Source organism: Pseudomonas aestuarii, assembly GCF_027988105.1.
GTDB classification, from domain to species: domain Bacteria; phylum Pseudomonadota; class Gammaproteobacteria; order Pseudomonadales; family Pseudomonadaceae; genus Aquipseudomonas; species Aquipseudomonas aestuarii.
This window is the reverse complement of sequence record NZ_JAQJZJ010000004.1, coordinates 101,604-126,865: the sequence shown is the minus strand read 5'-3', so window position 1 is coordinate 126,865 and position 25,262 is coordinate 101,604. Positions and strand designations below refer to the sequence as shown.

27 protein-coding genes are annotated in these 25,262 nt (G+C 64.1%); 16 read left to right on the top strand and 11 right to left on the bottom strand.

Annotated elements, in window-relative coordinates; genetic code table 11:
- Window positions 1-28 precede the first annotated feature (28 nt).
- The gene (locus PH586_RS10110) at window positions 29-574 is read right to left on the bottom strand and encodes a gamma carbonic anhydrase family protein (protein WP_271347640.1); all 546 of its coding nucleotides are present in this window, start codon (window positions 572-574) and stop codon (window positions 29-31) included.
- Window positions 575-774: 200 nt separating this feature from the next.
- Between PH586_RS10110 and PH586_RS10105 the strand changes: the two genes are divergently transcribed.
- The 5 genes from PH586_RS10105 to PH586_RS10085 all read left to right on the top strand — a co-directional run bounded on the left by PH586_RS10105 (window position 775) and on the right by PH586_RS10085 (window position 7,197).
- Window positions 775-2,448, top strand: coding sequence for a diguanylate cyclase (locus tag PH586_RS10105; RefSeq protein WP_271347639.1), 1,674 nt, complete (start codon window positions 775-777; stop codon window positions 2,446-2,448).
- 145 nt (window positions 2,449-2,593) lie between these two features.
- Window positions 2,594-4,642: an oligopeptidase A gene (prlC, locus tag PH586_RS10100; RefSeq protein ID WP_271347638.1), complete on the top strand. Its 2,049-nt coding sequence runs from the start codon at window positions 2,594-2,596 to the stop codon at window positions 4,640-4,642.
- Window positions 4,639-4,923, top strand: a complete 285-nt coding sequence (locus PH586_RS10095) for a YheV family putative zinc ribbon protein (protein ID WP_271347637.1) — start codon at window positions 4,639-4,641, stop codon at window positions 4,921-4,923. The genes prlC and PH586_RS10095 overlap by 4 nt, the downstream gene beginning before the upstream one ends.
- A 259-nt stretch (window positions 4,924-5,182) precedes the next feature.
- Window positions 5,183-6,244, top strand: a complete 1,062-nt coding sequence (locus tag PH586_RS10090) for a PA0069 family radical SAM protein (RefSeq protein ID WP_271347636.1) — start codon at window positions 5,183-5,185, stop codon at window positions 6,242-6,244.
- 239 nt (window positions 6,245-6,483) lie between these two features.
- On the top strand, window positions 6,484-7,197 hold the full coding sequence (locus tag PH586_RS10085) for a carbonic anhydrase (RefSeq protein WP_271347635.1): 714 nt from the start codon (window positions 6,484-6,486) through the stop codon (window positions 7,195-7,197).
- Window positions 7,198-7,361: 164 nt separating this feature from the next.
- On the opposite strand, the gene PH586_RS10080 is transcribed toward PH586_RS10085, so the two are convergent.
- Window positions 7,362-8,018 (bottom strand): hypothetical protein, encoded by a 657-nt coding sequence (locus PH586_RS10080; RefSeq protein ID WP_271347634.1) that lies wholly within the window; start codon window positions 8,016-8,018, stop codon window positions 7,362-7,364.
- Between the two features lie 353 nt (window positions 8,019-8,371).
- Here PH586_RS10080 and coxB point away from each other — a divergent pair, with 353 nt between their 5' ends.
- From coxB to PH586_RS10060, 4 genes are read left to right on the top strand one after another with little or no spacing between them, the layout of a single operon-like run.
- Complete coding sequence (gene coxB, locus PH586_RS10075; RefSeq protein ID WP_271347633.1) at window positions 8,372-9,496, top strand: cytochrome c oxidase subunit II; 1,125 nt, start codon at window positions 8,372-8,374, stop codon at window positions 9,494-9,496.
- Window positions 9,497-9,500: 4 nt separating this feature from the next.
- On the top strand, window positions 9,501-11,105 hold the full coding sequence (ctaD, locus tag PH586_RS10070; protein ID WP_271347632.1) for a cytochrome c oxidase subunit I: 1,605 nt from the start codon (window positions 9,501-9,503) through the stop codon (window positions 11,103-11,105).
- Window positions 11,106-11,117: 12 nt separating this feature from the next.
- A complete protein-coding gene (locus tag PH586_RS10065; RefSeq protein WP_271347631.1) occupies window positions 11,118-11,669 on the top strand; it encodes a cytochrome c oxidase assembly protein in 552 nt (183 codons plus the stop codon).
- An 11-nt stretch (window positions 11,670-11,680) separates the two neighbouring features.
- The gene (locus tag PH586_RS10060) at window positions 11,681-12,568 is read left to right on the top strand and encodes a cytochrome c oxidase subunit 3 (protein ID WP_271347630.1); all 888 of its coding nucleotides are present in this window, start codon (window positions 11,681-11,683) and stop codon (window positions 12,566-12,568) included.
- 51 nt (window positions 12,569-12,619) lie between these two features.
- Here PH586_RS10060 and PH586_RS10055 read toward each other — a convergent pair whose 3' ends face one another.
- A complete protein-coding gene (locus PH586_RS10055; protein ID WP_090500813.1) occupies window positions 12,620-12,823 on the bottom strand; it encodes a twin transmembrane helix small protein in 204 nt (67 codons plus the stop codon).
- Between the two features lie 75 nt (window positions 12,824-12,898).
- Here PH586_RS10055 and PH586_RS10050 point away from each other — a divergent pair, with 75 nt between their 5' ends.
- From PH586_RS10050 to PH586_RS10030, 5 genes are read left to right on the top strand one after another with little or no spacing between them, the layout of a single operon-like run.
- Window positions 12,899-13,630: an SURF1 family protein gene (locus tag PH586_RS10050; RefSeq protein ID WP_271347957.1), complete on the top strand. Its 732-nt coding sequence runs from the start codon at window positions 12,899-12,901 to the stop codon at window positions 13,628-13,630.
- Window positions 13,605-14,189, top strand: coding sequence for a hypothetical protein (locus tag PH586_RS10045; RefSeq protein WP_271347629.1), 585 nt, complete (start codon window positions 13,605-13,607; stop codon window positions 14,187-14,189). Before PH586_RS10050 ends, PH586_RS10045 begins: the two co-directional genes overlap by 26 nt.
- 28 nt (window positions 14,190-14,217) lie before the next feature.
- Complete coding sequence (locus PH586_RS10040; RefSeq protein WP_271347628.1) at window positions 14,218-15,318, top strand: COX15/CtaA family protein; 1,101 nt, start codon at window positions 14,218-14,220, stop codon at window positions 15,316-15,318.
- Between the two features lie 21 nt (window positions 15,319-15,339).
- Window positions 15,340-16,254 carry a heme o synthase gene (gene cyoE, locus PH586_RS10035; RefSeq protein WP_271347627.1) on the top strand — a complete coding sequence of 305 codons (915 nt, stop codon included), beginning with the start codon at window positions 15,340-15,342 and terminating at the stop codon, window positions 16,252-16,254.
- On the top strand, window positions 16,251-16,886 hold the full coding sequence (locus PH586_RS10030) for an SCO family protein (protein WP_271347626.1): 636 nt from the start codon (window positions 16,251-16,253) through the stop codon (window positions 16,884-16,886). The genes cyoE and PH586_RS10030 overlap by 4 nt, the downstream gene beginning before the upstream one ends.
- A 40-nt stretch (window positions 16,887-16,926) precedes the next feature.
- On the opposite strand, the gene PH586_RS10025 is transcribed toward PH586_RS10030, so the two are convergent.
- Complete coding sequence (locus tag PH586_RS10025) at window positions 16,927-17,352, bottom strand: VOC family protein (RefSeq protein WP_271347625.1); 426 nt, start codon at window positions 17,350-17,352, stop codon at window positions 16,927-16,929.
- A 110-nt stretch (window positions 17,353-17,462) separates the two neighbouring features.
- Here PH586_RS10025 and PH586_RS10020 point away from each other — a divergent pair, with 110 nt between their 5' ends.
- Window positions 17,463-18,326: a LysR substrate-binding domain-containing protein gene (locus PH586_RS10020; protein WP_271347624.1), complete on the top strand. Its 864-nt coding sequence runs from the start codon at window positions 17,463-17,465 to the stop codon at window positions 18,324-18,326.
- Window positions 18,327-18,477: 151 nt separating this feature from the next.
- Here PH586_RS10020 and PH586_RS10015 read toward each other — a convergent pair whose 3' ends face one another.
- The 7 genes from PH586_RS10015 to PH586_RS09985 form a co-directional block, all read right to left on the bottom strand.
- Window positions 18,478-19,248, bottom strand: a complete 771-nt coding sequence (locus PH586_RS10015; RefSeq protein WP_271347623.1) for a MetQ/NlpA family ABC transporter substrate-binding protein — start codon at window positions 19,246-19,248, stop codon at window positions 18,478-18,480.
- A gap of 78 nt (window positions 19,249-19,326) precedes the next feature.
- Complete coding sequence (locus tag PH586_RS10010) at window positions 19,327-20,004, bottom strand: methionine ABC transporter permease (protein WP_271347622.1); 678 nt, start codon at window positions 20,002-20,004, stop codon at window positions 19,327-19,329.
- The gene (locus tag PH586_RS10005; protein ID WP_271347621.1) at window positions 20,004-21,011 is read right to left on the bottom strand and encodes a methionine ABC transporter ATP-binding protein; all 1,008 of its coding nucleotides are present in this window, start codon (window positions 21,009-21,011) and stop codon (window positions 20,004-20,006) included. Before PH586_RS10005 ends, PH586_RS10010 begins: the two co-directional genes overlap by 1 nt.
- A 171-nt stretch (window positions 21,012-21,182) precedes the next feature.
- Window positions 21,183-22,016, bottom strand: a complete 834-nt coding sequence (locus tag PH586_RS10000) for a tetratricopeptide repeat protein (RefSeq protein ID WP_271347620.1) — start codon at window positions 22,014-22,016, stop codon at window positions 21,183-21,185.
- Between the two features lie 130 nt (window positions 22,017-22,146).
- Window positions 22,147-22,935: a zinc ABC transporter permease subunit ZnuB gene (znuB, locus tag PH586_RS09995; RefSeq protein WP_271347619.1), complete on the bottom strand. Its 789-nt coding sequence runs from the start codon at window positions 22,933-22,935 to the stop codon at window positions 22,147-22,149.
- Complete coding sequence (znuC, locus tag PH586_RS09990; protein ID WP_271347618.1) at window positions 22,928-23,734, bottom strand: zinc ABC transporter ATP-binding protein ZnuC; 807 nt, start codon at window positions 23,732-23,734, stop codon at window positions 22,928-22,930. The genes znuB and znuC overlap by 8 nt, the downstream gene beginning before the upstream one ends.
- Complete coding sequence (locus PH586_RS09985; protein WP_271347617.1) at window positions 23,731-24,216, bottom strand: Fur family transcriptional regulator; 486 nt, start codon at window positions 24,214-24,216, stop codon at window positions 23,731-23,733. The genes znuC and PH586_RS09985 overlap by 4 nt, the downstream gene beginning before the upstream one ends.
- Before the next feature lie 66 nt (window positions 24,217-24,282).
- Here PH586_RS09985 and PH586_RS09980 point away from each other — a divergent pair, with 66 nt between their 5' ends.
- Window positions 24,283-25,251: a zinc ABC transporter substrate-binding protein gene (locus PH586_RS09980; RefSeq protein WP_271347616.1), complete on the top strand. Its 969-nt coding sequence runs from the start codon at window positions 24,283-24,285 to the stop codon at window positions 25,249-25,251.
- Window positions 25,252-25,262: the final 11 nt, after the last annotated feature.

The following is a 25,262-nucleotide window of genomic DNA, read 5'->3' as shown; positions in this document are numbered from 1 at the left end:
GCGATCCTGGCAGGAGCGCGCCAGGTGGTCAGCCGGCGTAACCTTCTTCCATCAGGTGCTGATCCTTCAGGCGCACGTAGTTGTCGGCGCTGTAGCGGAAGTAGCTGCGTTCCTTTTCGCTCAGCTCGCGGGCTTGTTTCGCCGGGCTGCCGATGTACAGGTAGCCGCTTTCCAGGTGGCTGCCGGGGGTGACCAGGCTGCCGGCGCCGAGCACCACTTCCTCATCGATCACCGCGCCATCCATGATGATGCTGCCCATGCCGATCAGCACCCGGTTGGCGATGTTGCAGCCGTGCAGGGTGACGTTGTGGCCGATGGTCACGTCGTCGCCGATATTCAGCGGGTAGCCGCGCGGGTTGAAGGGCCCGGCGTGGGTGATGTGCAGCACGCTGCCATCCTGGATGCTGGTGCGCTCGCCGATGCGGATGCTGTGCATGTCGCCACGGATCACCACCAGCGGCCAGATCGAACTGTCGGCGCCGATTTCGACATCGCCGAGCACCACGGCGGAAGTATCGACGAATACCCGCTCGCCGAGCAGCGGAGTGAACTGTTGGTAACTGCGGATGGCCACGATGGGAGTCTCCCGAGCTGGGTTTTTCCTGAGTGTAATCAACTCTGACCGATAACGCCGGTCTTGCGCTCGGAACCGCTCGCCGGAAACTAATGGCTCAGGGCCACTTGTGCTGGCAGAATTCGGCAAAAAGCTTCCTCCCGGTTGCCGGAGGGGCGCGTAGACGCAAGGTCAGGTTTTCGATGGTGGTGGGGGATTTATTGAGTGTAAGGGCGGCGGCCTGGCGCATGCTGGCAGGGTTGTCGCTGTGGCTGTGTCTCGGGCTGGTTCAGGCCGAGGCCAGCGCGTTGCTTGCGCCACAACAGGGCGAGATGCTCAACCTGGCGCCGCATCTGCAGTTGCTGGAGGACCCCAGTGGCCAGCTCGGCCTGGAACAGGTCCAGGCCATGGATTTCCGGGACAACCAAGCGGACTCGGCCAATTTCGGCTTCAGTCATTCGGCCTGGTGGGTGCGCGTTCACCTGAGCAACCCCAGCGCGCAAATCCGCCACCTGATGCTGCGCCAGGACTATCCGCTGATCGACTGGCTCGACTTCTGGAGCCCTCAGCCAGATGGCAGCTGGCAGGTGCGCAACACCGGTGACCGGCGGCCTTTCGCCAGCCGCGAGATCCACCATCGCGATTTCATCTTCAGCCTGGACCTGCCGCCCTACAGTGAGCAGACCTATTACCTGCGCTATGCCTCGGCCGGGCCGATCAACATCGGCCTGAGCCTGTCCTCGGCGCAGGCGCTGTTCGAGCGCATCAGCCTGGAACAGCTGGCCTACGGCTTCTACTACGGCGCCTTCCTGTCGCTGGTGCTGTACAACCTGTTCATGTTCCTGGTGGTGCGTGACCGGGCATTCTTCTTCTACCTGCTGTATGTCAGCTGCTACGGCCTGTACATGGCCGTGCACAACGGTCTGAGCTACCAGTTCCTCTGGCCGGACAACCCACGCCTGGCCAATGACAGCCTGCTGCTGCTGCTCGGGATGTCGCTGCTCTGGGCCCTGCAGTTCGCCCGCGGCATCCTCGCCACCCGCCAGTTGGCGCCGCGCCTGGATCGGCTCAGTCAGGTGCTGCAGGGCTTGTGCGTGTTGCTGATGCTGGGCATCCCCGGGTTCAGTTATGGCCAGTTGATCCAGCCGTTTGCCGCGCTGACCCTGGTGATCACCCTGCAGTTGCTGCTGCTCGGGGTGGTCGCGCTACTGGCCGGTGCCCGTCCGGCCCGCTACTACCTGCTGGCCTGGAGCGCGTTGTTGGTCGGGGTGGTGATCTACATGCTGAAGTCCTTCGGCTGGCTGCCGCACAATGTGCTCACGCAGAATGCCTTCCAGCTCGGCTCGCTGATCGAGATGCTGCTGCTGTCGCTGGCCCTCGGCAGCCGGGTGCGCGAGTTGAAGCGCAGCAGCTATCTGGACGCCCTGACCGGCCTGTGCAATCGCCGCCACTTTGACAGTCAGATGCACAAGGAGCTGCAGGTGGCGCGTCAGCTCGGCCGGCCGCTCAGCCTGTTGCTGCTGGACATCGACCACTTCAAGCGCTTCAACGACAACCACGGCCATCAGGCTGGCGACCGCGCCCTGCAGAAGCTGGCGCGGCTGCTGCAATGTCAGGTGCGCAAGCCGTTCATTGCCTGCCGCCACGGTGGTGAGGAATTCGCCGTGATCATGCCGAACAGCAGTGCAGAGGACGCCAAGGTGCTGGCCGAACGCTTGCGCCGCGAGCTGGCCAATCTGGACGAGGGCGATGTGCCCCTGACCCTGAGTATCGGCCTGGCCAGCCTGGCCGATGGTCCCTTCGAACAGCCCGAACAGCTGTTTGCCGCCGCCGATGAGGCGCTCTACGCCGCCAAGCGCGGCGGCCGCGACCAGTTGGTGTGTTACCAGGGCTAGCATCACGGCCGGGGGCGCGCTGATGTGCTCCCGTCAGGTCAATCGTGCCGATAGAGCGCTTTGCTGCGGCCGCGGGCCTGGCTTGTATTAAGATAGCCGCCATTACGGCGCGTTCGACGCCGCCCGAATTAGCCAAGGTGCCACCGTGACTGCGAACAATCCGCTGCTGCAAGATTTCGACCTGCCGCCCTACTCCGCAATTCGCCCGGAGCACGTCGAGCCGGCCATCGATAGCATTCTCGCCGACAACCGCGCGGCCATCGCCGAGTTGCTCGGCCGCCAGGCCAGCCAGCCGAGTTGGGACGGGCTGGTGCTGGCGCTCGACGAATTGAATGATCGCCTGGGCCGCGCCTGGAGCCCGGTCAGTCACCTCAATGCGGTGTGCAACAACGCCGAGTTGCGTGCGGCCTATGAGACCTGCCTGCCCAAGCTGTCCGAGTACTCGACCGAGCTGGGCCATAACCGTGCGCTGTACGAGGCCTACCATGCCTTGGCCGCCAGCCCCGAGGCGGCCGGGTTCGAGGTCGCCCAGCAGACCATCCTCAAGCACAGCCTGCGCGACTTCCACCTGTCCGGCATCGATCTGCCGGAAGCCGAGAAGCAGCGCTTCGGCGCCATTCAGATCAAGCTCTCCGAGCTCGGCAGCCGCTTCTCCAATCAGTTGCTCGATGCCACCCAGGCCTGGAGCAAGCAGGTCAGCGAGGAGGCGGCGCTGGCCGGCCTGACCGACTCGGCCAAGGCGCAGATGAAACAGGCCGCCGAAGCCAAGGGTTTGGATGGCTGGCTGATCACCCTGGAGTTCCCCAGCTACTTCGCGGTGATGACCTACGCCGATGACCGCGCCTTGCGCGAAGAGCTGTATGCCGCCTACTGCACCCGCGCCTCCGATCAGGGGCCGAACGCCGGTCAGCACGACAACAGCCCGGTGATGCTGGAAATCCTCGCCTTGCGCCAGGAGCTGGCCAAGCTGCTCGGTTTTGCCAACTATGCCGAGCTGAGCCTGGCGACCAAGATGGCCGAGTCCACCGATCAGGTGCTGCACTTCCTGCGCGACCTGGCGCTGCGCAGCAAACCGTTTGCCGCCCAGGACCTGGCCGAGCTGCAGGCCTTCGCCGCCGAACAAGGCTGCCGCGACCTGCAAAGCTGGGATGTCGGCTACTACAGCGAGAAGCTGCGCGAGCAGCGCTACAGCATCTCCCAGGAAATCCTCCGCGCCTATTTTCCCATCGACAAGGTGCTGGGCGGCCTGTTCGCCATCGTCGAGAAGCTCTACGGCATCCAGATCGAGGAGCTGTCCGGGTTCGACAGCTGGCACCCGGATGTACGCCTGTTCGAGATCAAGGAGCAGGGCCAGCACGTCGGGCGCTTCTTCTTCGACCTCTACGCGCGCGCCAACAAGCGCGGCGGCGCCTGGATGGACGGCGCCCGCGACAAGCGGCGCAGCGCCTCGGGCAAGCTGATCAGCCCGGTGGCCAATCTGGTGTGCAATTTCACCCCTAGTGTCGGCGACAAGCCGGCGCTGCTGACCCACGACGAAGTCACCACCCTGTTCCACGAGTTCGGCCACGGCCTGCACCACCTGCTGACCCGGGTCGAGCATGCCGGCGCGTCGGGGATCAATGGCGTGGCCTGGGATGCGGTCGAGCTGCCAAGCCAGTTCATGGAGAACTGGTGCTGGGAGCCCGAAGGCCTGGCGCTGATTTCCGGGCACTACCAGACTGGCGACGCCCTGCCGCAGAACCTGCTGGACAAGATGCTCGCGGCAAAGAACTTTCAGTCCGGGCTGATGATGGTGCGTCAGCTGGAGTTCTCCCTGTTCGACTTCGAACTGCACGCCACTCACGGCGACGGTCGCAGCGTGCTCGAGGTGCTCGAAGGCATCCGTGACGAAGTCTCGGTGCTGCGTCCGCCGGCCTACAACCGCTTCCCCAACAGCTTTGCGCACATCTTCGCCGGCGGTTACGCGGCCGGTTACTACAGCTACAAATGGGCCGAAGTGCTCTCGGCGGACGCCTTCTCGCGCTTCGAGGAAGAAGGGGTGTTCAACAGCGCCACCGGTCGTGCCTTCCGCGAGGCGATTCTCGCCCGCGGCGGTTCCCAGGAACCGATGCAGCTGTTTGTCGACTTCCGCGGCCGCGAGCCGAGCATCGACCCGCTGCTGCGCCATCTGGGCCTGAGCCAGGAGGCCGCATGAGCGACGAGCCTAAGGTAAGCAAGAGGCGCTTTATTGCCGGTGCCGTGTGCCCGGCCTGCAGCGAGATGGACAAGATCCAGATGTGGGACGAAGACGGCGTGCCGCACCGCGAATGCGTGGGCTGCGGTTACGCCGACACCCTGGATGCGCGCGGCAACTCGGTGCCCAAGGAGCTGCCGACCAGGGTCAACGTCAGCGCGCTGAAGCCCAAGGTCGCCGATGCCAAGGTGCAGGCGGTGCAGTTCTTCCCCAATCCCAAGCTGAAGAAGCCGACCGAGTGAACCCGCACGGGCCAACCGGTTTTGTCGCCCGGCGCCGCAGTTTGCCAGGTGTTGGATTCGGCGCTGACGCCTAGCGTCACGGGCGGCGGACCCAGGCGCGAGCCTGGGTGCGATGAACGCGATGGCGGATGGGAAGCGGCTGCCTCAGGCCGTGTTCATGACCGGAGGGTCGACGGCCTGAGCCGACAGGCGACGGCTGGTACTTGGTGATCAGTCAGAATAGCTGTATTTATATACAGTATTCTGCCGGAGTCATCCCATGTCCGTTTCCCTGCCGCCGCGCGGTCGCGCTACCGCCAGCAACCCGCATAACCGCTTCGCGCCGACCCGTTCGGTGGCCGAGGACGATGGCTGGTTCCAGGACGAGACGCCGCCGTCGCGCGCCACCGAAGTGCGCAGCGAGATGGCCAAGAGCGTCATCACCCGCAACCACTCACCGGATGTCGGTTTCGACCGTTCGCTGAATCCCTATCGGGGCTGCGAGCACGGCTGCATCTACTGCTTCGCCCGACCCAGCCACGCCTACTGGGATATGTCGCCGGGTATCGATTTCGAAACCCGGCTGATCGCCAAGACCAACCTCGCCAGCCGCCTGGAAGAGCAATTGCAGAAGCCCGGCTACGTGCCGCAGCCGATCGCCCTGGGCATCAACACCGATGCCTACCAGCCGATCGAGCGCGAGCAGCGCCTGACCCGCCAGGCCCTGGAAATCCTGCTGCGCTACAAGCATCCCGTGAACATCATCACCAAGGGTTCGCTGATCCTGCGCGATCTCGAGCTGCTCGGCGAGCTGGCCAGTCAGCGCCTGGTCAGCGTGGCCTTCAGCCTGACCACCCTCGACGACGAACTGAAACGCATCATGGAGCCGCGTGCCGCCTCGCCGGGGGCGCGTCTGCGTGCCATGCGCACACTTCACGAGGCCGGTGTGCCGGTCGGGGTGCTGTGCGCGCCGATGATTCCGCTGATCAATGACAGCGAGCTGGAGCGCCTGCTCGAGGCCGCCCGCGATGCCGGCGCGCGCTCTGCCGGCTATGTGCTGCTGCGCCTGCCGCTGGAAATCGCCGAGCTGTTCGAACAGTGGCTGCAGGCGCACTTCCCCGAGCGCGCCGCCCATGTCATGAGCCTGATCCGCCAGTCGCGCGGCGGCAAGAACTACGACAGCCGCTTCGGCAGCCGCATGCGCGGCGAGGGCCCGTTTGCCGAGCTGCTGGCCCAGCGCTTTCGCCTGGCCAGCCGCAAGCTCGGCCTGGACCGCCGCGATACCCAGGGCCTGGACTGCTCGCAGTTCTGCCCGCCGGGGGCGCAGCTGAGCCTGCTCTGAATAATGGGAGGTTATGCGCCACGGGTTGCCTGCGGCCGCCTGCAGATGTCCGTGGCGAACCTTGCACTGGAACGCGAATTGCTGTCGATCGAACAGGCGATCTGGAAGGTCACCATTGGCCGGGTTCGCGGTGACCCAAGGTGCGTGTGGAGTGTCCAGTAAGGGTGCGCAATCACCGGCCCGGGACATTGGCCGCGCCAGAAGGATGCGCCCCCCGCAGATTTTTCGAGGTTAGCCCTATGGACAAGCAAGAGCAGCAGAACACTCGCGTGGTGGAAAGCGCGGAGGAAGCACTGCGGCATATCGTCGAAGGCTTTCAGCGCTTCCGTAAGGAAGTCTTTCCGCAGCAACAGGCGTTGTTCAAGAAGCTCGCCCATGAGCAGACGCCACGGGCGATGATCATCACCTGCGCCGATTCGCGCATCGTCCCCGAATTGATTACCCAGAGCGATCCCGGCGACCTGTTCGTCTCCCGCAACGTCGGCAATGTGGTGCCGCCCTACGGGCAGATGATGGGCGGGGTCTCCACCGCCATCGAGTACGCGGTGATGGCACTGGGCGTGCAGCACATCATCATCTGCGGGCATTCCGACTGTGGCGCGATGAAGGCGGTGCTCAACCCCGAAGACCTGGAGCGCATGCCGACGGTAAAAGCCTGGCTGCGCCATGCCGAAGTGGCCAAGATCGTGGTGGAGGACAATTGCGGCTGCGCCGACCACAACACCCTGGGCATCCTCACCGAGGAGAACGTGGTGGCCCAACTCGACCACCTGCGTACTCATCCCTCGGTAGCCTCGCGCCTGGCCAGCGGGCAATTATTCATCCATGGCTGGGTGTATGACATCGAGACCAGCGCGATCAAGGCGTATGACGCCGAAAAAGGCGAGTTCCGGCAGATCGGCGACGGCCCCCTGCCGATGGCCACACCGCGGCCACGTTATTTGCAGGTCTGAAAGCTAGCGGCATCCGGCAGAGCAAGGGCGGACGGCGCTGCGCTCAGCGGTTGGGAAAATATCGGGCGCTGTCGTGGTCGTTTTCAAGCGGCCGCAGTAGGCGAAAATCTTTCACCGCCGGCCAGCCCCGCGAACGTCTTGTTACCGGTTCGTGCGCGCGCTTGTCAGCTCGCCGCTCGCGATTCGTCCAGCTGCAGTTCTACTCCCAGTTGGCCTGACAGGCAGGGCCAGCGTTTCCAAGCGGCTTCGGTGTGCGGGTCGCTCAAGCGCTCGCGATAGGCCTGCACGGAGGCCTGGTCGAAGCTGGCCTCGTCGAGCATGCCATCCACGGCGTGGTGCACGGCTTCGTCCAGCTGATTGGCAAACGGCTCGCCGATCAACTGGTGGGCGATCAGGTTGGCCACCGTGGTGTCCAGCGGAATCAGGGGGCGGCCAAGGTGGGCGATGTAGCGGTCGTTGACCTCCTCGACCAGGCGGTGGGCCAGGTAGGCTTCGTCCAGCAGACCATCGAGACCGTCATGTCCGGCCATCAGTGCAGGCGGCTGGAGGAAAAACTCTTCGGCGACTTTCAGTACGGGCTTGATCTGCGCTTCGATGCCGGCTTCGCGCGCGACCTGGTTGGCCGCCTCCAGAACATCGGGCACCTGCTCGATATAGGCGCTGACAAAGCGCGTCAGCACTCCCAGGGCGTCAATCTCGGGTAGGCGGATGGAGGGATGCAGACGCTCCAGTTGCGTACTCAGTTGTGCGCAGAGTTGCTTGCTGCTGGCATCGTGCTGGTGAGCGCGCTGAATCAGTTCGCGCAAGGCGGGGATATTCATGACTACTCCTGATGTGAGGACATGGGCGTGAACCATAGCTGGCTGTCGGCGACTGCTCAGATGCGATTGTCATAAATTTTTCATACTTATACGAGCGCGCTATAACACGCTATCGCTCATTCTAGCCGGGCCACACCCACGGTGGCGTTTAGCGCAAGGCTTGCGCGGCGTTGACGATTTTTGTTTTGACGTTGCCAGGTCGAAGTCGCCGTCTATACTCGAATTCGAAAGACAGTACCTGATAACACCGGACGGGCTTCGGCACGGAGAGGTTTCGACAGTTGTCATGGCCGTCGATCCTTTTGCTGCATGCTCCGCCGGCGGGATAACAAGAACGATAAGGGGAACCCGCAATGATGCGACATCCACGTGTTTGGATGAGCCTCCTGCTGTGTTTGGTATTCAGTTCGGCTCATGCCAGCTGGACGCTCAACATGGCGCCCGGCGCTACTGAGGTCAGTCGCTCGGTGTTTGACCTGCACATGACCATTTTCTGGATCTGCGTCGTGATCGGTGTTGTGGTATTCGGCGCGATGTTCTGGTCGATGCTGATTCACCGCCGCTCAACGGGGCAGCAGCCCGCGCACTTTCACGAAAGCACCACGGTGGAGATCCTCTGGACCGTGGTGCCGCTGGTGATTCTGGTGCTGATGGCGATCCCGGCGACCAAGACGCTGATCGACATCTACGACAGCTCGGAATCCGAGCTGGATATCCAGGTCACCGGATACCAGTGGAAATGGCACTACAAATACCTGGGCCAGGACGTCGAGTTCTTCAGCAACCTGACCACCCCGCAAGACCAGATCCATAACCGCGCCGAAAAGGGCGAGCACTACCTGCTCGAGGTGGATCAGCCGCTGGTGGTGCCGGTCGGTACAAAAGTACGCTTTCTGATTACCTCCGCCGATGTGATCCATTCCTGGTGGGTGCCGGCCCTGGCCGTGAAGAAGGACGCCATTCCCGGTTTCGTCAATGAGTCCTGGACGCGGGTCGAGGAACCAGGCCTCTATCGCGGTCAGTGCGCCGAGCTGTGCGGCAAGGACCACGGTTTCATGCCCATCGTGGTCGAGGTCAAGTCGAAGGACGATTTTGCCCTCTGGTTGACCGAGCGCAAACAGCTCGCGCTGGCCGAACAGGAGCTGACCAGCAAGGAGTGGACCCAGGAGGAACTCCTGGCCCGCGGCGAAAAGGCCTACACCACCAACTGTGCCGCATGCCATCAGCCTACGGGTGAAGGCTTGCCACCGATGTTCCCGGCGCTCAAGGGTTCGGCTATCGCCACCGGCCCAGTCGCAGGCCATATCGGCATCGTGGTCAACGGCAAGCCGGGCACCGCCATGGCTGCTTTCGGCAAGCAACTGTCGGAAGTCGACATTGCCGCGATCATCACCTACGAACGCAACGCCTGGGGCAACAAAGTGGGTGACATGGTCACGCCACAAGACGTTCTCGCGTTCAAACAAGCTCAGGAGTAAGGACATGAGTGCAGTGATCGATACGGATCATAAAGGCCATGGCCATGCCGGGGATGACCATCATCACGGACCGGCCAAAGGTCTGATGCGTTGGGTGCTGACCACCAACCATAAAGACATCGGCACCATGTACCTGTGGTTCAGCTTCGCCATGTTCCTCCTCGGTGGCACTATGGCCATGGTGATTCGCGCCGAGTTGTTCCAGCCGGGCCTGCAGATCGTGCAGCCGGAATTCTTCAACCAGATGACCACCATGCATGGCCTGATCATGGTCTTCGGGGCGGTAATGCCGGCCTTCGTCGGCTTGGCCAACTGGATGATTCCGCTGATGATCGGTGCGCCGGACATGGCCTTGCCGCGGATGAACAACTTCAGCTTCTGGCTGCTTCCGGCGGCCTTCAGCATGATGGTCAGCACCCTGTTCATGGAAGGCGGCGGTCCGAACTTCGGCTGGACCTTCTACGCGCCACTGTCCACCACCTACGCGCCGGAAAGCGTGACCTTCTTCATCTTCGCCGTGCACCTGATGGGCATCAGTTCGATCATGGGCGCGATCAACGTGGTCGCCACCATTCTCAACCTGCGCGCCCCCGGCATGACCCTGATGAAGATGCCGCTGTTCGTCTGGACCTGGTTGATCACCGCCTTCCTGCTGATTGCGGTGATGCCGGTATTGGCCGGCTGCGTGACCATGATGCTGATGGACATCCACTTCGGCACCAGTTTCTTCAGCGCTGCCGGTGGCGGTGACCCCGTGCTGTTCCAGCACGTGTTCTGGTTCTTCGGCCACCCCGAGGTGTACATCATGATCCTGCCGGCGTTCGGCGCGGTCAGTGCGATCATCCCGGCCTTCGCGCGCAAGCCGCTGTTCGGCTACACCTCGATGGTCTACGCCACGGCGTCCATCGCCTTCCTCTCGTTCATCGTCTGGGCGCACCACATGTTCACCGTCGGCATTCCGCTGACCGGCGAGCTGTTCTTCATGTACGCCACCATGCTGATCGCCGTGCCGACCGGGGTGAAGGTATTCAACTGGGCCAGTACCATGTGGCGCGGGTCGATGACCTTCGAAACGCCGATGCTGTTCTCGGTGGCCTTCGTCATCCTGTTCACCATCGGCGGTTTCTCCGGACTGATGCTGGCCATCGCCCCGGCGGACTTCCAGTACCACGACACCTACTTCGTGGTGGCGCACTTCCACTATGTGCTGGTCCCGGGGGCGATCTTCGGCATCTTCGCCTCGGCCTACTTCTGGCTGCCGAAGTGGACCGGCCACATGTACGACGAGACCCTCGGCAAGCTGCACTTCTGGATGAGCTTCGTCGGCATGAACCTGGCGTTCTTCCCGATGCACTTCGTCGGTCTGGCCGGCATGCCGCGGCGCATCCCGGACTACAACATGATGTTCGCCAACTTCAACATGGTCTCGAGCATCGGTGCCTTCATGTTCGGCGCGACCCAGTTGCTGTTCCTGTTCATCGTCATCAAGTGCATCCGTGGCGGCAAGCCGGCGGCGGCCAAGCCTTGGGATGGTGCCGAAGGGTTGGAGTGGACGATCCCGTCGCCAGCGCCGTATCACACCTTCCAGACCCCGCCGGAAGTGAAGTAAGGAACCGCGGCCATGAGTGAAGCCCTGCCGATTCGCCGCCTGGTTATCCGCCTGTCATTGGTGGTGGTGGCGATGTTCGGCTTCGGTTTCGCCCTGGTGCCGATCTACGACGTGATGTGCCAGGCCTTCGGCATTAACGGTAAAACCGCCGGGGTCTATGAGGCCGGGCAGCAAAGCGTGGATCTGTCGCGCCAGGTGCGCGTGCAGTTTCTCGCCACCAATGCGGCCGACATGGTCTGGGGATTCCGCCCGCTGGGCGATGAAGTGACGGTGCATCCGGGTGACAGCACGCAGATGGTGTTCGTCGCGCACAACCCCACGGACAAGCCGATGACTGCTCAGGCGATCCCCAGTATTGCGCCCTCCAAGGCGGCGGCGTATTTCCACAAGACCGAGTGTTTCTGCTTTACCCAGCAGGTTCTGCAGCCCGGTGAACGTATTGAAATGCCGGTCCGTTTTATCGTCGATCGAGATTTACCGGCAGATGTGCGCCACCTGACCCTGGCCTACACCCTGTTCGATATCACTGCGAGTAAACCGCCTGTAGCCCAGGTGGGCCAATAAGGAGAACAAAGATGGCAGCTCATGAGCAGTACTACGTTCCGGCCCAGAGCAAGTGGCCGATTATTGCCACCCTTGGCCTGCTGATCACGGTCGTCGGGCTCGGTACCTGGTTCAACGATATGAAGGCCGAGCGGGCCGACTCCAACGGCCCGCTGATCTTCTTCGTCGGCGGCCTGTTCCTCGCCTACATGCTGTTCGGCTGGTTCGGCACCGTGATCAAGGAAGGCCGTTCCGGCCTGTACAGCTCGCAGATGGACCTCTCGTTCCGCTGGGGCATGAGCTGGTTCATCTTCTCCGAGGTGATGTTCTTCGCCGCCTTCTTCGGCGTGCTGTTCTATGTGCGCAACTGGGCCGGGCCCTGGCTGGGCGGCGAAGGCGACAAGGGTATCGCCAACATGCTCTGGCCGGGCTTCGAGTACAGCTGGCCGCTGCTCAACACCCCGGATCCCAAGCTCTACCCGGCCCCCAGCGGGATCATCAGCGCCTGGGGCTTGCCGTTGCTCAACACCGTGCTGCTGGTGAGTTCCAGCTTCACCCTGACCTTCGCCCACCATGCCCTGCGCAAGAACCAGCGCAAACCGCTGACACTCTGGCTGGCGTTGACCCTGGTACTCGGCGCGGCGTTCCTGGTGTTCCAGGCCGAAGAATATATCCATGCCTACACCGAACTCGGCCTGACCCTGGGCTCGGGCATCTATGGCGCGACCTTCTTCATGCTCACCGGTTTCCACGGTGCCCACGTCACCTTGGGGGCCATCATGCTGACGGTGATGCTGGTGCGCGTCTTGCGTGGCCACTTCAGCCCCGAGCATCACTTCGGTTTCGAGGCGGCCGCCTGGTACTGGCACTTCGTCGATGTGGTGTGGATCGGCTTGTTCACCTTCGTTTATGTGCTCTGACCCGCGCGGCCAGGCTAGGCGCCAGGGGGCGTTTCAGGCGGTGGCCGGTGTTTACCACGTCACCTGGGGCACCAGTTGGCCGCTATAGAAGCCCCAGGCAATCAGGGCTACAGTCAGGGCGGTGAGCGTGACCCGAACGGTCAGGGAATTGACCACTCGGGAAGAGCGCCCCTCGTCCTTGACCAGGAAGAAGAGACCGCTGAACAGGCTGACCACTGTAGCGAGTAGCAAGAGGACGATTGCGACCTTGAGCATGGGTAACTCCGGGGGGAGAGTAATGTGTTGCAGATGCAGTATAACCAGCTTGGCCCGGGCTTCGGGGCGGGCGCGATGAACGTCTTTCGCCCTGGCTGGCTGCCCAGTCTGCTGGTGCTGATGCTGTTTCCTGCGCTTATCGCCCTGGGTTTCTGGCAGTTGGCGCGCGCCGAAGAAAAGCGCCAGTTGCTGGTCGACAATCAAGCCCAGCAACTGGCCGCACCTGTTGCCATCGCTGAGCTCGAGAAGCAGGCCAACCCTGCCTATGTGCGGGTAAAACTGCAGGGTTACTTCGATGCGCAGCACAGTTTCCTGCTGGATAACCGCACCCGTGATGGCCAGGCGGGCGTCGAAATCCTGCAACCCTTTCATGATCAGGCCAGCGGCCAGTGGCTGCTGCTCAATCGCGGCTGGCTGCCTTGGCCGGATCGCCGCATAACCCCGACGTTCGCCACGCCCGATACTCCGCTGCGCCTCCAGGCCTCGGTGTATGTGTCGCTGGGCGATGGCTTGCAGCTGCAGCAGGGGCCACAGGGCAAGGCCTGGCCACGCGTGATCAGCGCGGTCAAACCGGACCAAATCTGGCGAGAGTTGGGGCGCGCGGGCCTGAGTCATGAGGTGCGTCTAGCCCCCGGTCCCGGGTCTTTTCGGGTCGACTGGCCGGTGATCGCCATGAGCCCGGACAAACACCTGGGCTATGCTTTTCAATGGTTCGCCTTGGCAACGGCTTTGCTCGGCCTGTTCATCTATTTAGGTTTGCATAACGCGCGGGAGACTCGCCATGAACCCAGCCATCACGCTTCCTGAAGTGTCGCCCAGCCGTCGTCGGCGAGGTCGCCTGCAACTGATCATGATCCTCGCCGTGGTTATCGGTCCGATGATCCTGGCCAGCGCCATGTACCAGTGGCGCTTCTGGGTCCCGGAAACCCGCAGCTACCACGGCGAGCTGATCGGCACCGGCCAGACCCGCGCCGATCTCGGTGTTTCCGGTGCGCCGGAGGTGCGCTGGCAGTTGCTGGTGACAGTACCGGGCACCTGCGATACGGATTGCAAGCAGCTGGTGTTTCTCGCGCGGCAGATCCATATCGGCCTCAACCGCGATACCGCACGCGCCTCACATGCCGTGGCCAGCACCCAGCCTTTGGCCGATGACTATGACGCGCTGCTGCGCCGCGAATACCCGCAGCTGGCCCGCTATCAACTCGAGCCCCAGGCCTATGGCGAAGTCGCCGGCAAAGCCGAAGGGGCGCAGCTGTGGATTGTCGATCCGCGCGGCAATCTGGTGCTGCGCTACGACAGCCGCAGCAAGGGCAAGGCGATTCTCAACGACTTGCGGCATCTGCTGAAGATTTCCCAGATCGGCTGATCTCGACGAAGGCACAAGGAGTAGCACGATGGTCAAACCCGGATACCGCCTCGCCTTGTTCGCCACCTTCCTGGCCGTGGTGGTGGTGCTGCTCGGTGCCTACACCCGGCTGACTCACGCGGGCCTGGGTTGTCCGGATTGGCCAGGCTGCTACGGCTTCCTCGCGGTGCCCATGAGCGAGCACTCGCAGGCCCTCGCCGGGGTGCGCTTCCCCGAGGCGCCGGTGGAAGTGGCCAAGGGTTGGTTCGAGATGGTTCATCGCTATTTTGCCGGCAGTCTCGGCCTGGTGATCCTGGGTCTGGCGGTTCATGCACTACGCCGTCGCGGTGCCGAGGGGCAACCGCTGAAACTGCCGCTGTTGCTACTCGGCCTGGTGATCCTGCAAGGCGCCTTCGGCATGTGGACGGTGACCCTGAAACTCTGGCCACAAGTGGTGTCCGCCCATTTGCTCGGCGGCTTTGCCACCCTCAGTCTGCTGTTCCTCCTGACCTTGCGCCTGTCTGGTGCGGCGCCGCCGGTGCCCGCGCATTCCGCTCGCCTGCGCGGTCTGGCCGCGATCAGCCTGCTGCTGGTGATCGGACAGATTGCCCTCGGTGGCTGGGTCAGCAGCAATTACGCGGCGGTGGCCTGCGTGGACCTGCCGACCTGTCACGGCGAATGGTGGCCGGCGATGGATTTCGCCAACGGTTTTCATCTGACCCAGCATATCGGCCCCAACTACCTGGGCGGCCAGCTCGACAGCGACGCACGCACGGCCATCCACATGACCCATCGTCTGGGCGCTTTGGCAGTCAGCCTGGTGCTGCTGCTGCTGGCCTGGCAACTGCGCCGTGCCGGCTTGGCGCGTCTGGCCGGCCTGCTGCTGTTGGCGCTGGGCGTACAGGTCAGCCTGGGTATCAGCAACGTGGTGTTCCATCTGCCGCTGCTGGTGGCGGTGGCGCACAACGCCGGTGGTGCGCTGTTGCTGCTGACGACGGTATTGGTCAACTATCGGGTGCGCTTGAACTTACCCAGCAGCCAGCTTGCTGTGGCCCGGCATTGCGGCGATGCAGTCGTGCGGCAACACAACACCGGGACGCCGGATCGCCAGCAAGAACTAGGCGTCCCCCTGGCTCCAACAGGTCAATAAAGAACAACAAGGAGAGACCCCATGGCTACTCTACTGCGCGAACAACAGGCCCACGCCAGCTGGCGCGACTACCTGGAACTGACCAAGCCGCGGGTGGTGGTGCTGATGCTGATCACATCCTTGGTCGGCATGTTCCTCGCTACCCGTGCCGGCGTGCCCTGGACGGTACTGGTTTTCGGCAACCTGGGTATCGGCCTGTGTGCCGGAGGGGCGGCGGCGGTCAACCATGTGGTGGACCGGCGCATCGACTCGCTCATGGCGCGCACCCACAAGCGCCCGCTGGCCGAAGGGCGGGTTACCCCGCTGGCGGCACTGAGCTTCGCCCTGCTGCTGGCGGTGGCCGGATTGGCCCTGCTGTTGACCTTCACCAATGAACTGGCCGCCTGGCTGACCCTGGCCTCGCTGCTCGGCTATGCGGTGATCTACACCGGCTTTCTCAAACGCGCCACGCCGCAGAACATCGTGATCGGCGGCTTGGCCGGTGCCGCCCCGCCGCTGCTCGGCTGGGTCGCGGTTACCGGCGAGCTGACCGCCGAGCCGCTGCTGCTGATGCTGATCATCTTCGCCTGGACCCCGCCGCATTTCTGGGCCCTGGCCATTCACCGCAAGGCCGAATACGCCAAGGCCAACATCCCGATGCTGCCGGTGACCCACGGCGAGCACTACACCAAGGTGCACATCCTGCTCTACACCCTGGTGATGTTTGCCGTGACCCTGCTGCCCTATGCCATTCACATGAGCGGCCTGTTCTACCTGGTCTGCGCCATCGGCCTGGGCGCGCGCTTTCTGCACTGGGCCTGGGTGCTGTACCGTGACAGCAAGCCGCACGCGGCGATCAATACCTTCAAATACAGCATCTGGTATCTTTTCTCGCTGTTTATCGCCCTGCTGGTCGATCACTACCTGCTGTTCAACCTGTCATCGTTGGTGTCATGACCCGTACCCAGATCACCGTTTTCGTTCTTGTAGCCATAGTCGCGCTGGTACTCGGCCTGACCGTCAACAAGGTGCTGAGCAACAAGGGCCTGGCCGACCCGACCGCGCTGCTCGATGCCGGCATCGTCCTGCTGCCTCAGAGCCGCACCTTGCCGGAGCTGAGTTTCGTCGATCAGGATGGCCAGGCGTTTGAGGTCGATCAGCTCGAGGGTAAGTGGAGCCTGCTGTTTTTCGGCTACACCTTCTGCCCGGACATCTGCCCGGCTACGCTCGCCCAACTGCGCCAGCTGCAAGGCCAGCTGCCGGAACAGAGCCGTGCCAACCTGCGGGTAATCCTGGTCAGCGTCGACCCCAACCGCGACACGCCGGAGCAGTTGAAGAAATACCTCGACTACTTTGATGCCGGGTTTGTCGGCCTGACCGCCGAGGAAGCCACCCTGCAGAAATTCGCCAATGCGCTGAGCATCCCCTACATCCCGGCCGATACCAGCAAGGAAAACTACACCGTCGACCACAGCGGCAACCTGGTAATCATCGGCCCGGACGGCACCCAGCGCGGCTTCATCCGTGCACCCTTGAACAACGCCAAGCTGGCGGCCCAGTTGCCAGGGTTGATCAATCCGGTGGAGTGATTGATGGGGCGTGCCGCCTGGGCGACAACCCATCACCGAGTTATTTGGCGAACAGCTGGCTCATGTCCTTGAACGCCTTGAACTCCAGGGCGTTGCCGCAGGGGTCGAGGAGGAACAGGGTGGCCTGCTCGCCGACCTGGCCCTCGAAGCGCACATGGGGGTCGATGACGAAGCGGGTGTACCTGGCGCGCAGGCGCTCGGCCAGTTGCTGCCAATCCGCCCAGTCCAGCACCACACCGAAATGCGGTACCGGCACCTCGTGGCCGTCCACCGGGTTGCTGTGTGCGGCCTTTTGGTAGTCCATCTGCGGCGCCTGGTGGATCACCAGTTGGTGGCCGAAGAAGTTGAAGTCCACCCAATGCGCGCTGCTGCGGCCTTCGGCGCAGCCGAATACCTCAGCGTAGAAGTGTCGGGCCGCAGCCAGGTCATGGACGGGTATGGCCAGGTGAAAGGGGGCGAGCGCCATGGAGAGATTCCTTGTGGTGACTGTCCGCTGATTCTCAGCAACAACGATACTGAGTAAAAGCGAATATTCTTCTTCGCAAGCACCAATAAAATTGATCAGTCGAGGCGCTGATGTTGCGCGAGTTGAGAACCTTCGTGATGGTCGCCCGCCACGCCACCTTTGCCGCCGCCGGCCAGCAGGTCGGCCTGACCCAGTCGGCGGTCAGCGCGCAGATGCGCGTGCTGGAACAGGGCTTGGGTGTGCGCCTATTCGACCGCAGTGGCCGCGCCGCCGTGCTCAATGCCGCCGGTCGGCATGCCCTGCCGCTGGCCGAGCAGATGCTCGCGCTCTATGCCCAGATGGCGCTGCCGACCTCGGCCGCCGAGTGGCAGGGCGAGCTGAAGGTCGGCGCCATCGCCAGTGTGCAGACCGGCTTGCTGCCCGAAGCCCTGCCGCGCTTTCGGGCCGCTGCGCCGCGAGTCGAATTGCAGTTGGTGCCCGGGGTGTCGCTGAATCTGCTGAGCCAGGTGGATGCCGGCGAACTGGACCTGGCGCTGCTGATCAAGCCGCCGTTCGAGTTGCCCAAGGAGCTGCTGCAAATCAGTCTGGTGCGCGAACCCTTCGTCCTGATCACGCCCTTGGGCGTTCCCGGAGATGAGCCGCTGCAGATCCTCGCCGAGCAGCCGTTCGTGCGCTACGAGCGCCGCTCCTTCGGTGGCCGGCTGGTCAGCCAGTTCCTGCGCGAGCAGCGCCTGAGCGTGCACGAGGCGCTGGAACTGGACGAGCTGGAGGCCATCGTGCGCATGGTCGAATGCGGCCTCGGCGTCTCGCTGATCCCGCGCGCCGGCCTGTGGCTGCAGCGGCCGACCCAACTGCGGGTGCTCGAATTGGGCGAACTGACTTTCCACCGCGAACTGGTGGCGCTGCTGCGTCGCGCCCAGCGGCAGCCGGCCCTGGACTGTCTGCTGGAGTGCCTGCGCGCACCGACGCAATAGCATGGCCAGGCGGTCGATCGGCTGCAGTCCCGCAGCAGTGAACGCTTCACTGGGCTCAATCCCAGCCCGGTCCTGGCGTGGTCGCGCCGCACAACGTGCCGACAACAAAAAGCCCGCACAGGGCGGGCTTTCGAGGCATGCAGGCGGTCGCTTAGAACGCCGGCACCACCGCGCCCTGGTATTTCTCCAGGATGAAGGCTCTGACTTCAGGGCTGTTCAGCGCCTTGGCCAGCTTCTGCATGGCGGCGCTGTCCTTATTGTCTGGGCGAGCCACCAGGATGTTGACGTAAGGCGAGTCGCTGCCTTCGATGATCAGCGCATCCTTGGTCGGATTGAGCTTGGCTTCCAGGGCGTAGTTGGTGTTGATCAGCGCCAGGTCGACCTGGGTCAGCACGCGCGGCAGGGTTGCGGCTTCCAGTTCCCGCACCTTGATGCCCTTGGGGTTGACGGCGATGTCTTTCGGCGTGGCGAGGATGTTGCTGGCGTCCTTCAGCGTGATCACCCCGGCCTTCTGCAGCAGCAACAGGGCGCGGCCGCCGTTGGTGGCGTCGTTGGGAATGACCACGGTAGCGCCCTGGGGCAGGTCCTTGAGATCCTTGATCTTGCTCGAGTAGGCACCGAAGGGCTCGACATGCACGCCGGCGACACTGATCAGCTCGGTGCCACGGCTCTTGTTGAACTCGTCGAGGTACGGCTGGTGCTGGAAGAAGTTGGCATCCAGGCGCTTCTCGGCAACCTGCACGTTGGGCTGTACATAGTCGGTGAAGACCTTGATATCCAGTTCGACGCCGTCTTTGGCCAGCGCCGGTTTGACGAACTCGAGGATTTCCGCGTGCGGCACGGCAGTGGCGGCGACGGTCAGGCTCTCGGCCTGGGCGGACAGCGCGACCAAGGCCGCGGCGGCGACTAGCAGTTTTTTCATGAAGTGCTCCTTGTGGGATCAGGGGCGGCGGCGGGTGGCCGGCCTATTTTCTGGGCTGTTTACTTTCGAGAACTTTGTTTATTTCCTGGAGAAATGCACCACCAGCTTGTCGCCGGCGGTTTGCAGAATCTGCACCAGCACCAGCAGCAGGACCACGGTGACCAGCATCACGTCGGGCTGGTAGCGCTGGTAGCCATAACGCACCGCCAGATCGCCCAAGCCGCCGCCGCCGATCAGGCCGGACATGGCGGTGTAGGACACCAGGGTGATGGCGGTCACTGTCACGGCGGCGAAGATGCCCGGCAACGCTTCAGGCAGCAGGGCGTTGACCACGATCTGCCGGGTGGTCGCGCCCATCGCCTGGGTCGCCTCGATGATGCCGCGATCCACCTCGCGCAATGCGGTTTCCACCAGGCGGGCGAAGAACGGTGTGGCCCCCACCACCAGCGGTGGAATGGCCCCGGCCACGCCCAGCGAGGTGCCGGTGACCAGCACGGTGAAGGGAATCATCACGATCAGCAGGATGACGAAGGGCACCGAGCGCAGGATATTCACCAGCAGCGAAAGAAAACCATAGAAGGTTTTCTGTTCGAACATCTGCCGTGGACTGGTGAGGAACAGCAGCACGCCCAGGGGCAGGCCGAGTACTGTGGTGAACAGCAGTGAACCGCCGAGCATGCTCAGGGTGTCCAGGCTGGCCTGCCAGATTTCCAGCCAGTCGACATTGGGCAGCAGTGAGGTCAACAGGGCGTCCATCAGCGCAGCACCTCCATGTGTACGTCGGCGGCGGTGAAGCGCGCCAGCGCGGCCTCCAGGTCGCCACCGGTCAGGGCCAGGGTCAGTTGGCCGTAGGGCGTGTCCTTGATGTGGTCGATGCGCCCGGCAAGGATGCTGTAGTCCACCCCAGTCTCGCGCGCCACTGTCCCGAGCAGCGGCGCATAGGTCGCCTGGCCCTGGAAGGTCAGGCGCAGGATGCAGCCCTGCACATGGGCGAAGTCGTCGTGCCGTTCGTCCTCATCGACCTGCTCGGCTTCCAGGACGAAACGCTTGGTGGTGGCGTGCTGCGGATGCAGGAACACATCGGCCACCGCGCCCGACTCGACGATCACGCCGGCGTCCATCACTGCCACGCGGTCACAGACCCGGCGGATCACGTCCATCTCGTGGGTGATCAGCACGATGGTCAGGTTCAGCTCGCGGTTGATCTGCGCCAGCAGTTGCAGCACCGAGGCGGTGGTCTGCGGGTCGAGGGCGCTGGTGGCTTCGTCACACAGCAGGATCTTCGGCTCGGTGGCGAGGGCGCGGGCGATGCCGACCCGCTGCTTCTGCCCGCCGGAGAGCTGCGCCGGGTATTTGTTGGCGTGCTCGCTGAGGCCGACCCGCGCCAGCAGCTCGGCTACCCGCGCCTCCATGGCGCTGCGTGACAGCACCCCGGCCAGTTTCAGCGGCAGGGCGACGTTGGCGGCGACGGTCTTCGACGAGAGCAGGTTGAAGTGCTGGAAGATCATCCCGACCCGCTGGCGAAAGCGCCGCAGGCCAGCCGCGTCCAGCGCGGTGACATCTTCCCCGTCAATCTGGATGCGTCCGCCGGACGGCTCTTCCAGGCGGTTGATCAGGCGCAGCAGGGTGCTCTTGCCGGCACCGGAATGGCCGATGATGCCGAACACTTCGCCACGGGCAATCTGCAGGTCGCTCGGCTGCAAGGCGGGGATATCGTGGCCACCGACGCGATACGCCTTGTGGACCTGGTGAAAATTGATCACGCGTTAAACCTTTTGGGTTTGTCGAGCTGCCGGGTAGGCGAAAAGGTGCCTAGTCTACCCGGCGCCGTTTAGGCCGCAAAAATCTTTGTAGGCCTATAGTTATAGCCAGATAGCATTAATGAGCGCAGCCACAGGCAGCTGCGCTGTCCTCGCGGCAGCCACTCGCGCAGGCTAGCGTTGCGGGCTAAGCCGCAGTTGCGGGGTCTGTTCGGGCTTGAGCACCTGGTTGACGGTCGCGCTGAAGCGCGGGTCGAGGCGTTCGACCCGCGCGTTGAGCAGCGGCGCAAGCCACAGATAGTCACTGGCCTGGCGGACCTGGATGTCCACTGCGCAGCGGAACTTGACCACATCCGCGGCGACCCTGTCGAGCAGGCGGTACAGCGCTTGATTGTCGCGGCTGTCCAGCATCGGCAGGGCCACCAGGCTGCTGGGCGCGGCCGGATCGATCAGTTGGGCGTGTGGCTGTGGCGCCTCTTCGGGCAACTGGACCGCCCTGAGTGCCGCCGCCTGGCGTTCGGCCGCCTGGCCCAACTGGCGCGCCTGTTCCCCGCGTGCGGCCTGGGCCTGGACGGCCGCCTGTTCGGCGGCGTTGCTCGCCAGGTCTGCGGCATCCAGCTCGGTTTGCCGAACCCGGGCAATGGCGCCACCCACCCCGGTGGTCAGGGCGGGTGCCTGCGGCATCAATTGACGCGCCTGGCGGAGGGCCTTGGCTGCACGGTCGAGATCGCCGCTCTGCAGGGCCGTTTGCCCTTGGCGCAGGTAGGCCTCGGCCAGCTGGCGCTGATACAGCTCCAGGCGGGCATCGCCGCTGGCGCGCCCGCGCAGGGATTTGAGCCGGCTTTTGGCCTCGCTCAACTGGCCGCTGGCCAGGTTCTGCTCGAGCAGGCGAAAGTCACCGATCAGCGCGTCGGTGGTCTGGCCCGGCCCTTGACGCGTGCTCTGGCACGCGGCCAGCAGCAGCGAAACAGCGAGGATGGAAAGACAACGTGAGGCGAACGAGATCATTTCTGCGAGTCTCATGTTGGGCAAAAAACGTGCAATTCTACACCGCCGAGCCGGGCGCCACCAAACCTTGCTGCGTGTGCCCGGGAGATCCCATGCCATGCCCAAGGCCTGCGACAACCGAGCCTGAGCCTCAGGCTGTGCGCCGTGGCCAGGCGAAACTGAGCAGGAACAGACTGGCCGCCGAGACCACGATCGAGGGGCCGGCCGGGGTGTCCTGGAACCATGACAGGCTGAGGCCGCCGCACACGGCGACCATGCCCAGCAGGCTGGCGCCCAGGGCCATCTGCTCCGGGGTGCGCGCGTGGCGCTGGGCCGCCGCCGCCGGAATGATCAGCAACGAGGTGATCAGCAGCACGCCGACGATCTTCATCGCCACGGCGATCACCACGGCGATCAGCAGCATCAGGCTCAGGCGGATCGCCGCCACCGGCAGGCCTTCGACCCGGGCCAGTTCCTCGTGCACGGTGATCGCCAGCAACGGCCGCCAGAGCACGGCCAGCACTACCAGGACCAGGGCGCTGCCGCCGACGATCCAGGCCAGGTCGGCCGGGCCGACGGCGAGCAGGTCGCCGAACAGGTAGCCCATCAGGTCGATGCGCACATCCTGCATGAAGCTCAGCACCACCAACCCGAGCGACAGGGTGCTGTGGGCGAGAATCCCGAGCAGGGTGTCCGAGGCCAGCGGCTGGCGGGTCTGCAAGGTCACCAGCAGCACCGCCAGCAGCACGCAGCCGACTGTCACCGCCAGGGTCGGGCTGACATCCAGCATCAGGCCGAGGGCGACGCCGAGCAGCGCGGCATGCGACAGGGTGTCGCCGAAATAGGCCATGCGCCGCCAGACCACGAAGGAGCCGAGGGGGCCGGCGACTATGGCCAGGGCCAGGCCGGCGAGCAGGGCGTTGAGTAGAAAATCAGCCATGCTTGCAGCCATCTCCGTGAACGTGTGGTTGGACCGGACCCTGGATACTCAGGCCGGCGCTCGCTTCGTTGACCACCGCACCGTGCAGGTCGTGCTCATGGTCGTGGCGGTGGTGATAGATCGCCAGGCTCTTGGCGTCCTGGCCGAACAGCTCGACGAAAGCCGGGTCGCCGCTGACCTGCTCCGGATGGCCGGAACAGCAGACATGCCGATTCAGGCAGACCACCTGATCGGTGGTGCTCATCACCAGGTGCAGGTCGTGCGAGACCATCAGCACGCCGCAACCATGGCGGTCGCGCAACTGGGTGATCAGGCGATACAGCTCGGCCTGGCCGCTGACATCGACGCCCTGCACCGGCTCGTCGAGCACCAGCAGCTGCGGCTCGCGCAACAGCGCGCGGGCCAGCAGCACACGCTGCAACTCGCCGCCGGAAATGCTCTGCAAGGGGCTGTCGATCACCTGGTTGGCGCCGACCTCGGCCAGTGCCGCCTGGGCGCTGGCGCGATCGACGCCGGGCACCAGGCGCAGAAAGCGCAGCACGCTGAGCGGCAGGGTGGCATCGACATGGAGTTTCTGCGGCATATAGCCGATGCGCAGTTTCGGCTTGCGCCAGACGCTGCCGCTATCGGGCTTGAGCAGGCCGAGCACGGTGCGCACCAGGGTGGTCTTGCCGGCGCCATTGGGGCCGATCAGGGTGACGATCTCGCCGGGTTTGACGCTCAGTTGCACATCCTGCAGCACGCTCTGGCCGCGGAAGCCGACGCTAATCCCGCTGAGGCGAATCAGCGCATCGCTCATGCGGCCTCCTGACAGCCGGCGCAGAGGCCGACCACTTCGACGGTCTGCCCTTCGACCACGAAACCGACGCTCTGCGCGCCAGCGATGATCGCCTCGCTGATCGCCGCGTGCTCCAGTTCGATGGCCGCATGGCAACTGCGGCAGATGAGGAACTGGCCCTGGTGGGTATGGGTCGGGTGACTGCAGCCGACGAAGGCATTGAGCGAGGCGATGCGGTGCACCAGGCCGTTTTCCAGGAGAAAATCCAGCGCCCGATAGACGGTCGGCGGTGCGGCACGGCGGCCATCCAGCTCGCTCAACACGGCGAGGATATCGTAGGCGCCAAGCGGCTTGTGGCTCTGCCAGACCAGTTCCAGCACGCGCTTGCGCAGGGCGGTCAGGCGCAGCCCCTGAAGCGTGCAGATGCTTTCGGCCTCGGCCAGGGCCTGGCTGACGCAGTGGGAATGGTCGTGGGGACGTGAGGCGAGCGGTGGCTGAGTCATGGGCAGGGACGGCAGAGACTAGAGACGTTATTATATTACTCTTTCCTTCCCGCCAGGGTGTCCTCCGTGTTGCGTCTTTTTTCTACTGTCGGCCTGCTCTGCGCCGTTTTCCTCACCAGCTCTGCTGCCCTTGCCGAGGTGCGTGTGCTGACCAGCATCAAACCCTTGCAGCTGATCGCCGCGGCCGTGCAGGACGGTGTCGGCAGCCCCGAAGTGCTGCTGCCGCCCGGGGCCTCGCCGCACCACTACGCGCTGCGCCCCTCCGATGTGCGGCGGGTGCGCGACGTGGCGTTGCTGTACTGGATCGGTCCCGACCTGGAAAGCTTTCTGCCGCGAGTACTGGCCGCTCGCAGCCAGCCGAGTGTCGCCGTGCTGGAGCTGCCCGGCATGCACCTGCGCCACTACGCCGACGGCCATGCCGGTCACGATGACCACGACCAGGCCCATGACGAGCACGCCGAGCCCGAGCCCGAGTCGGCGGTCGCCGATGAGCACGATCAGGATCACCGCCCCGGTACCGTGGATGCGCACCTCTGGCTGTTGCCGGCCAATGCGCGGGTAATTGCCGCGCGCATGGCCGCCGACCTGAGTGCCGCCGATCCAACCAACGCCGCGCGTTACCAGGCCAACCTGGGCGCCTTCGGCAAACGTCTGGAAGCCCTCGATCAGCGCCTGAAACAACGCCTGGGCGGGCTGGCCGACAAGCCCTATTTCGTCTTCCACGAAGCCTACGACTACTTCGAGGCCGCCTACGGCCTCCAGCACGCCGGGGTGTTCAGCGTGCTCGGCGAAGTGCAACCGGGTGCCCGCCATGTCGCGGCCATGCGCACCCGCCTGGAGCAGGCCGGCCCGAGCTGCGTATTCAGTGAGCCGCCACTGCGCCCGCGCCTGGCCGAGACCCTGATCGCCGGCCTGCCGGCGACCCTGGCCGAACTGGATACTATGGGCGCCACCCTGGCCGTGGATAGCAACGGCTATACGGCCTTGCTGGATAACCTGGGCAATGACTTGGCCGAGTGCCTGAACGCCTTGTAAGGCGCAGCCTC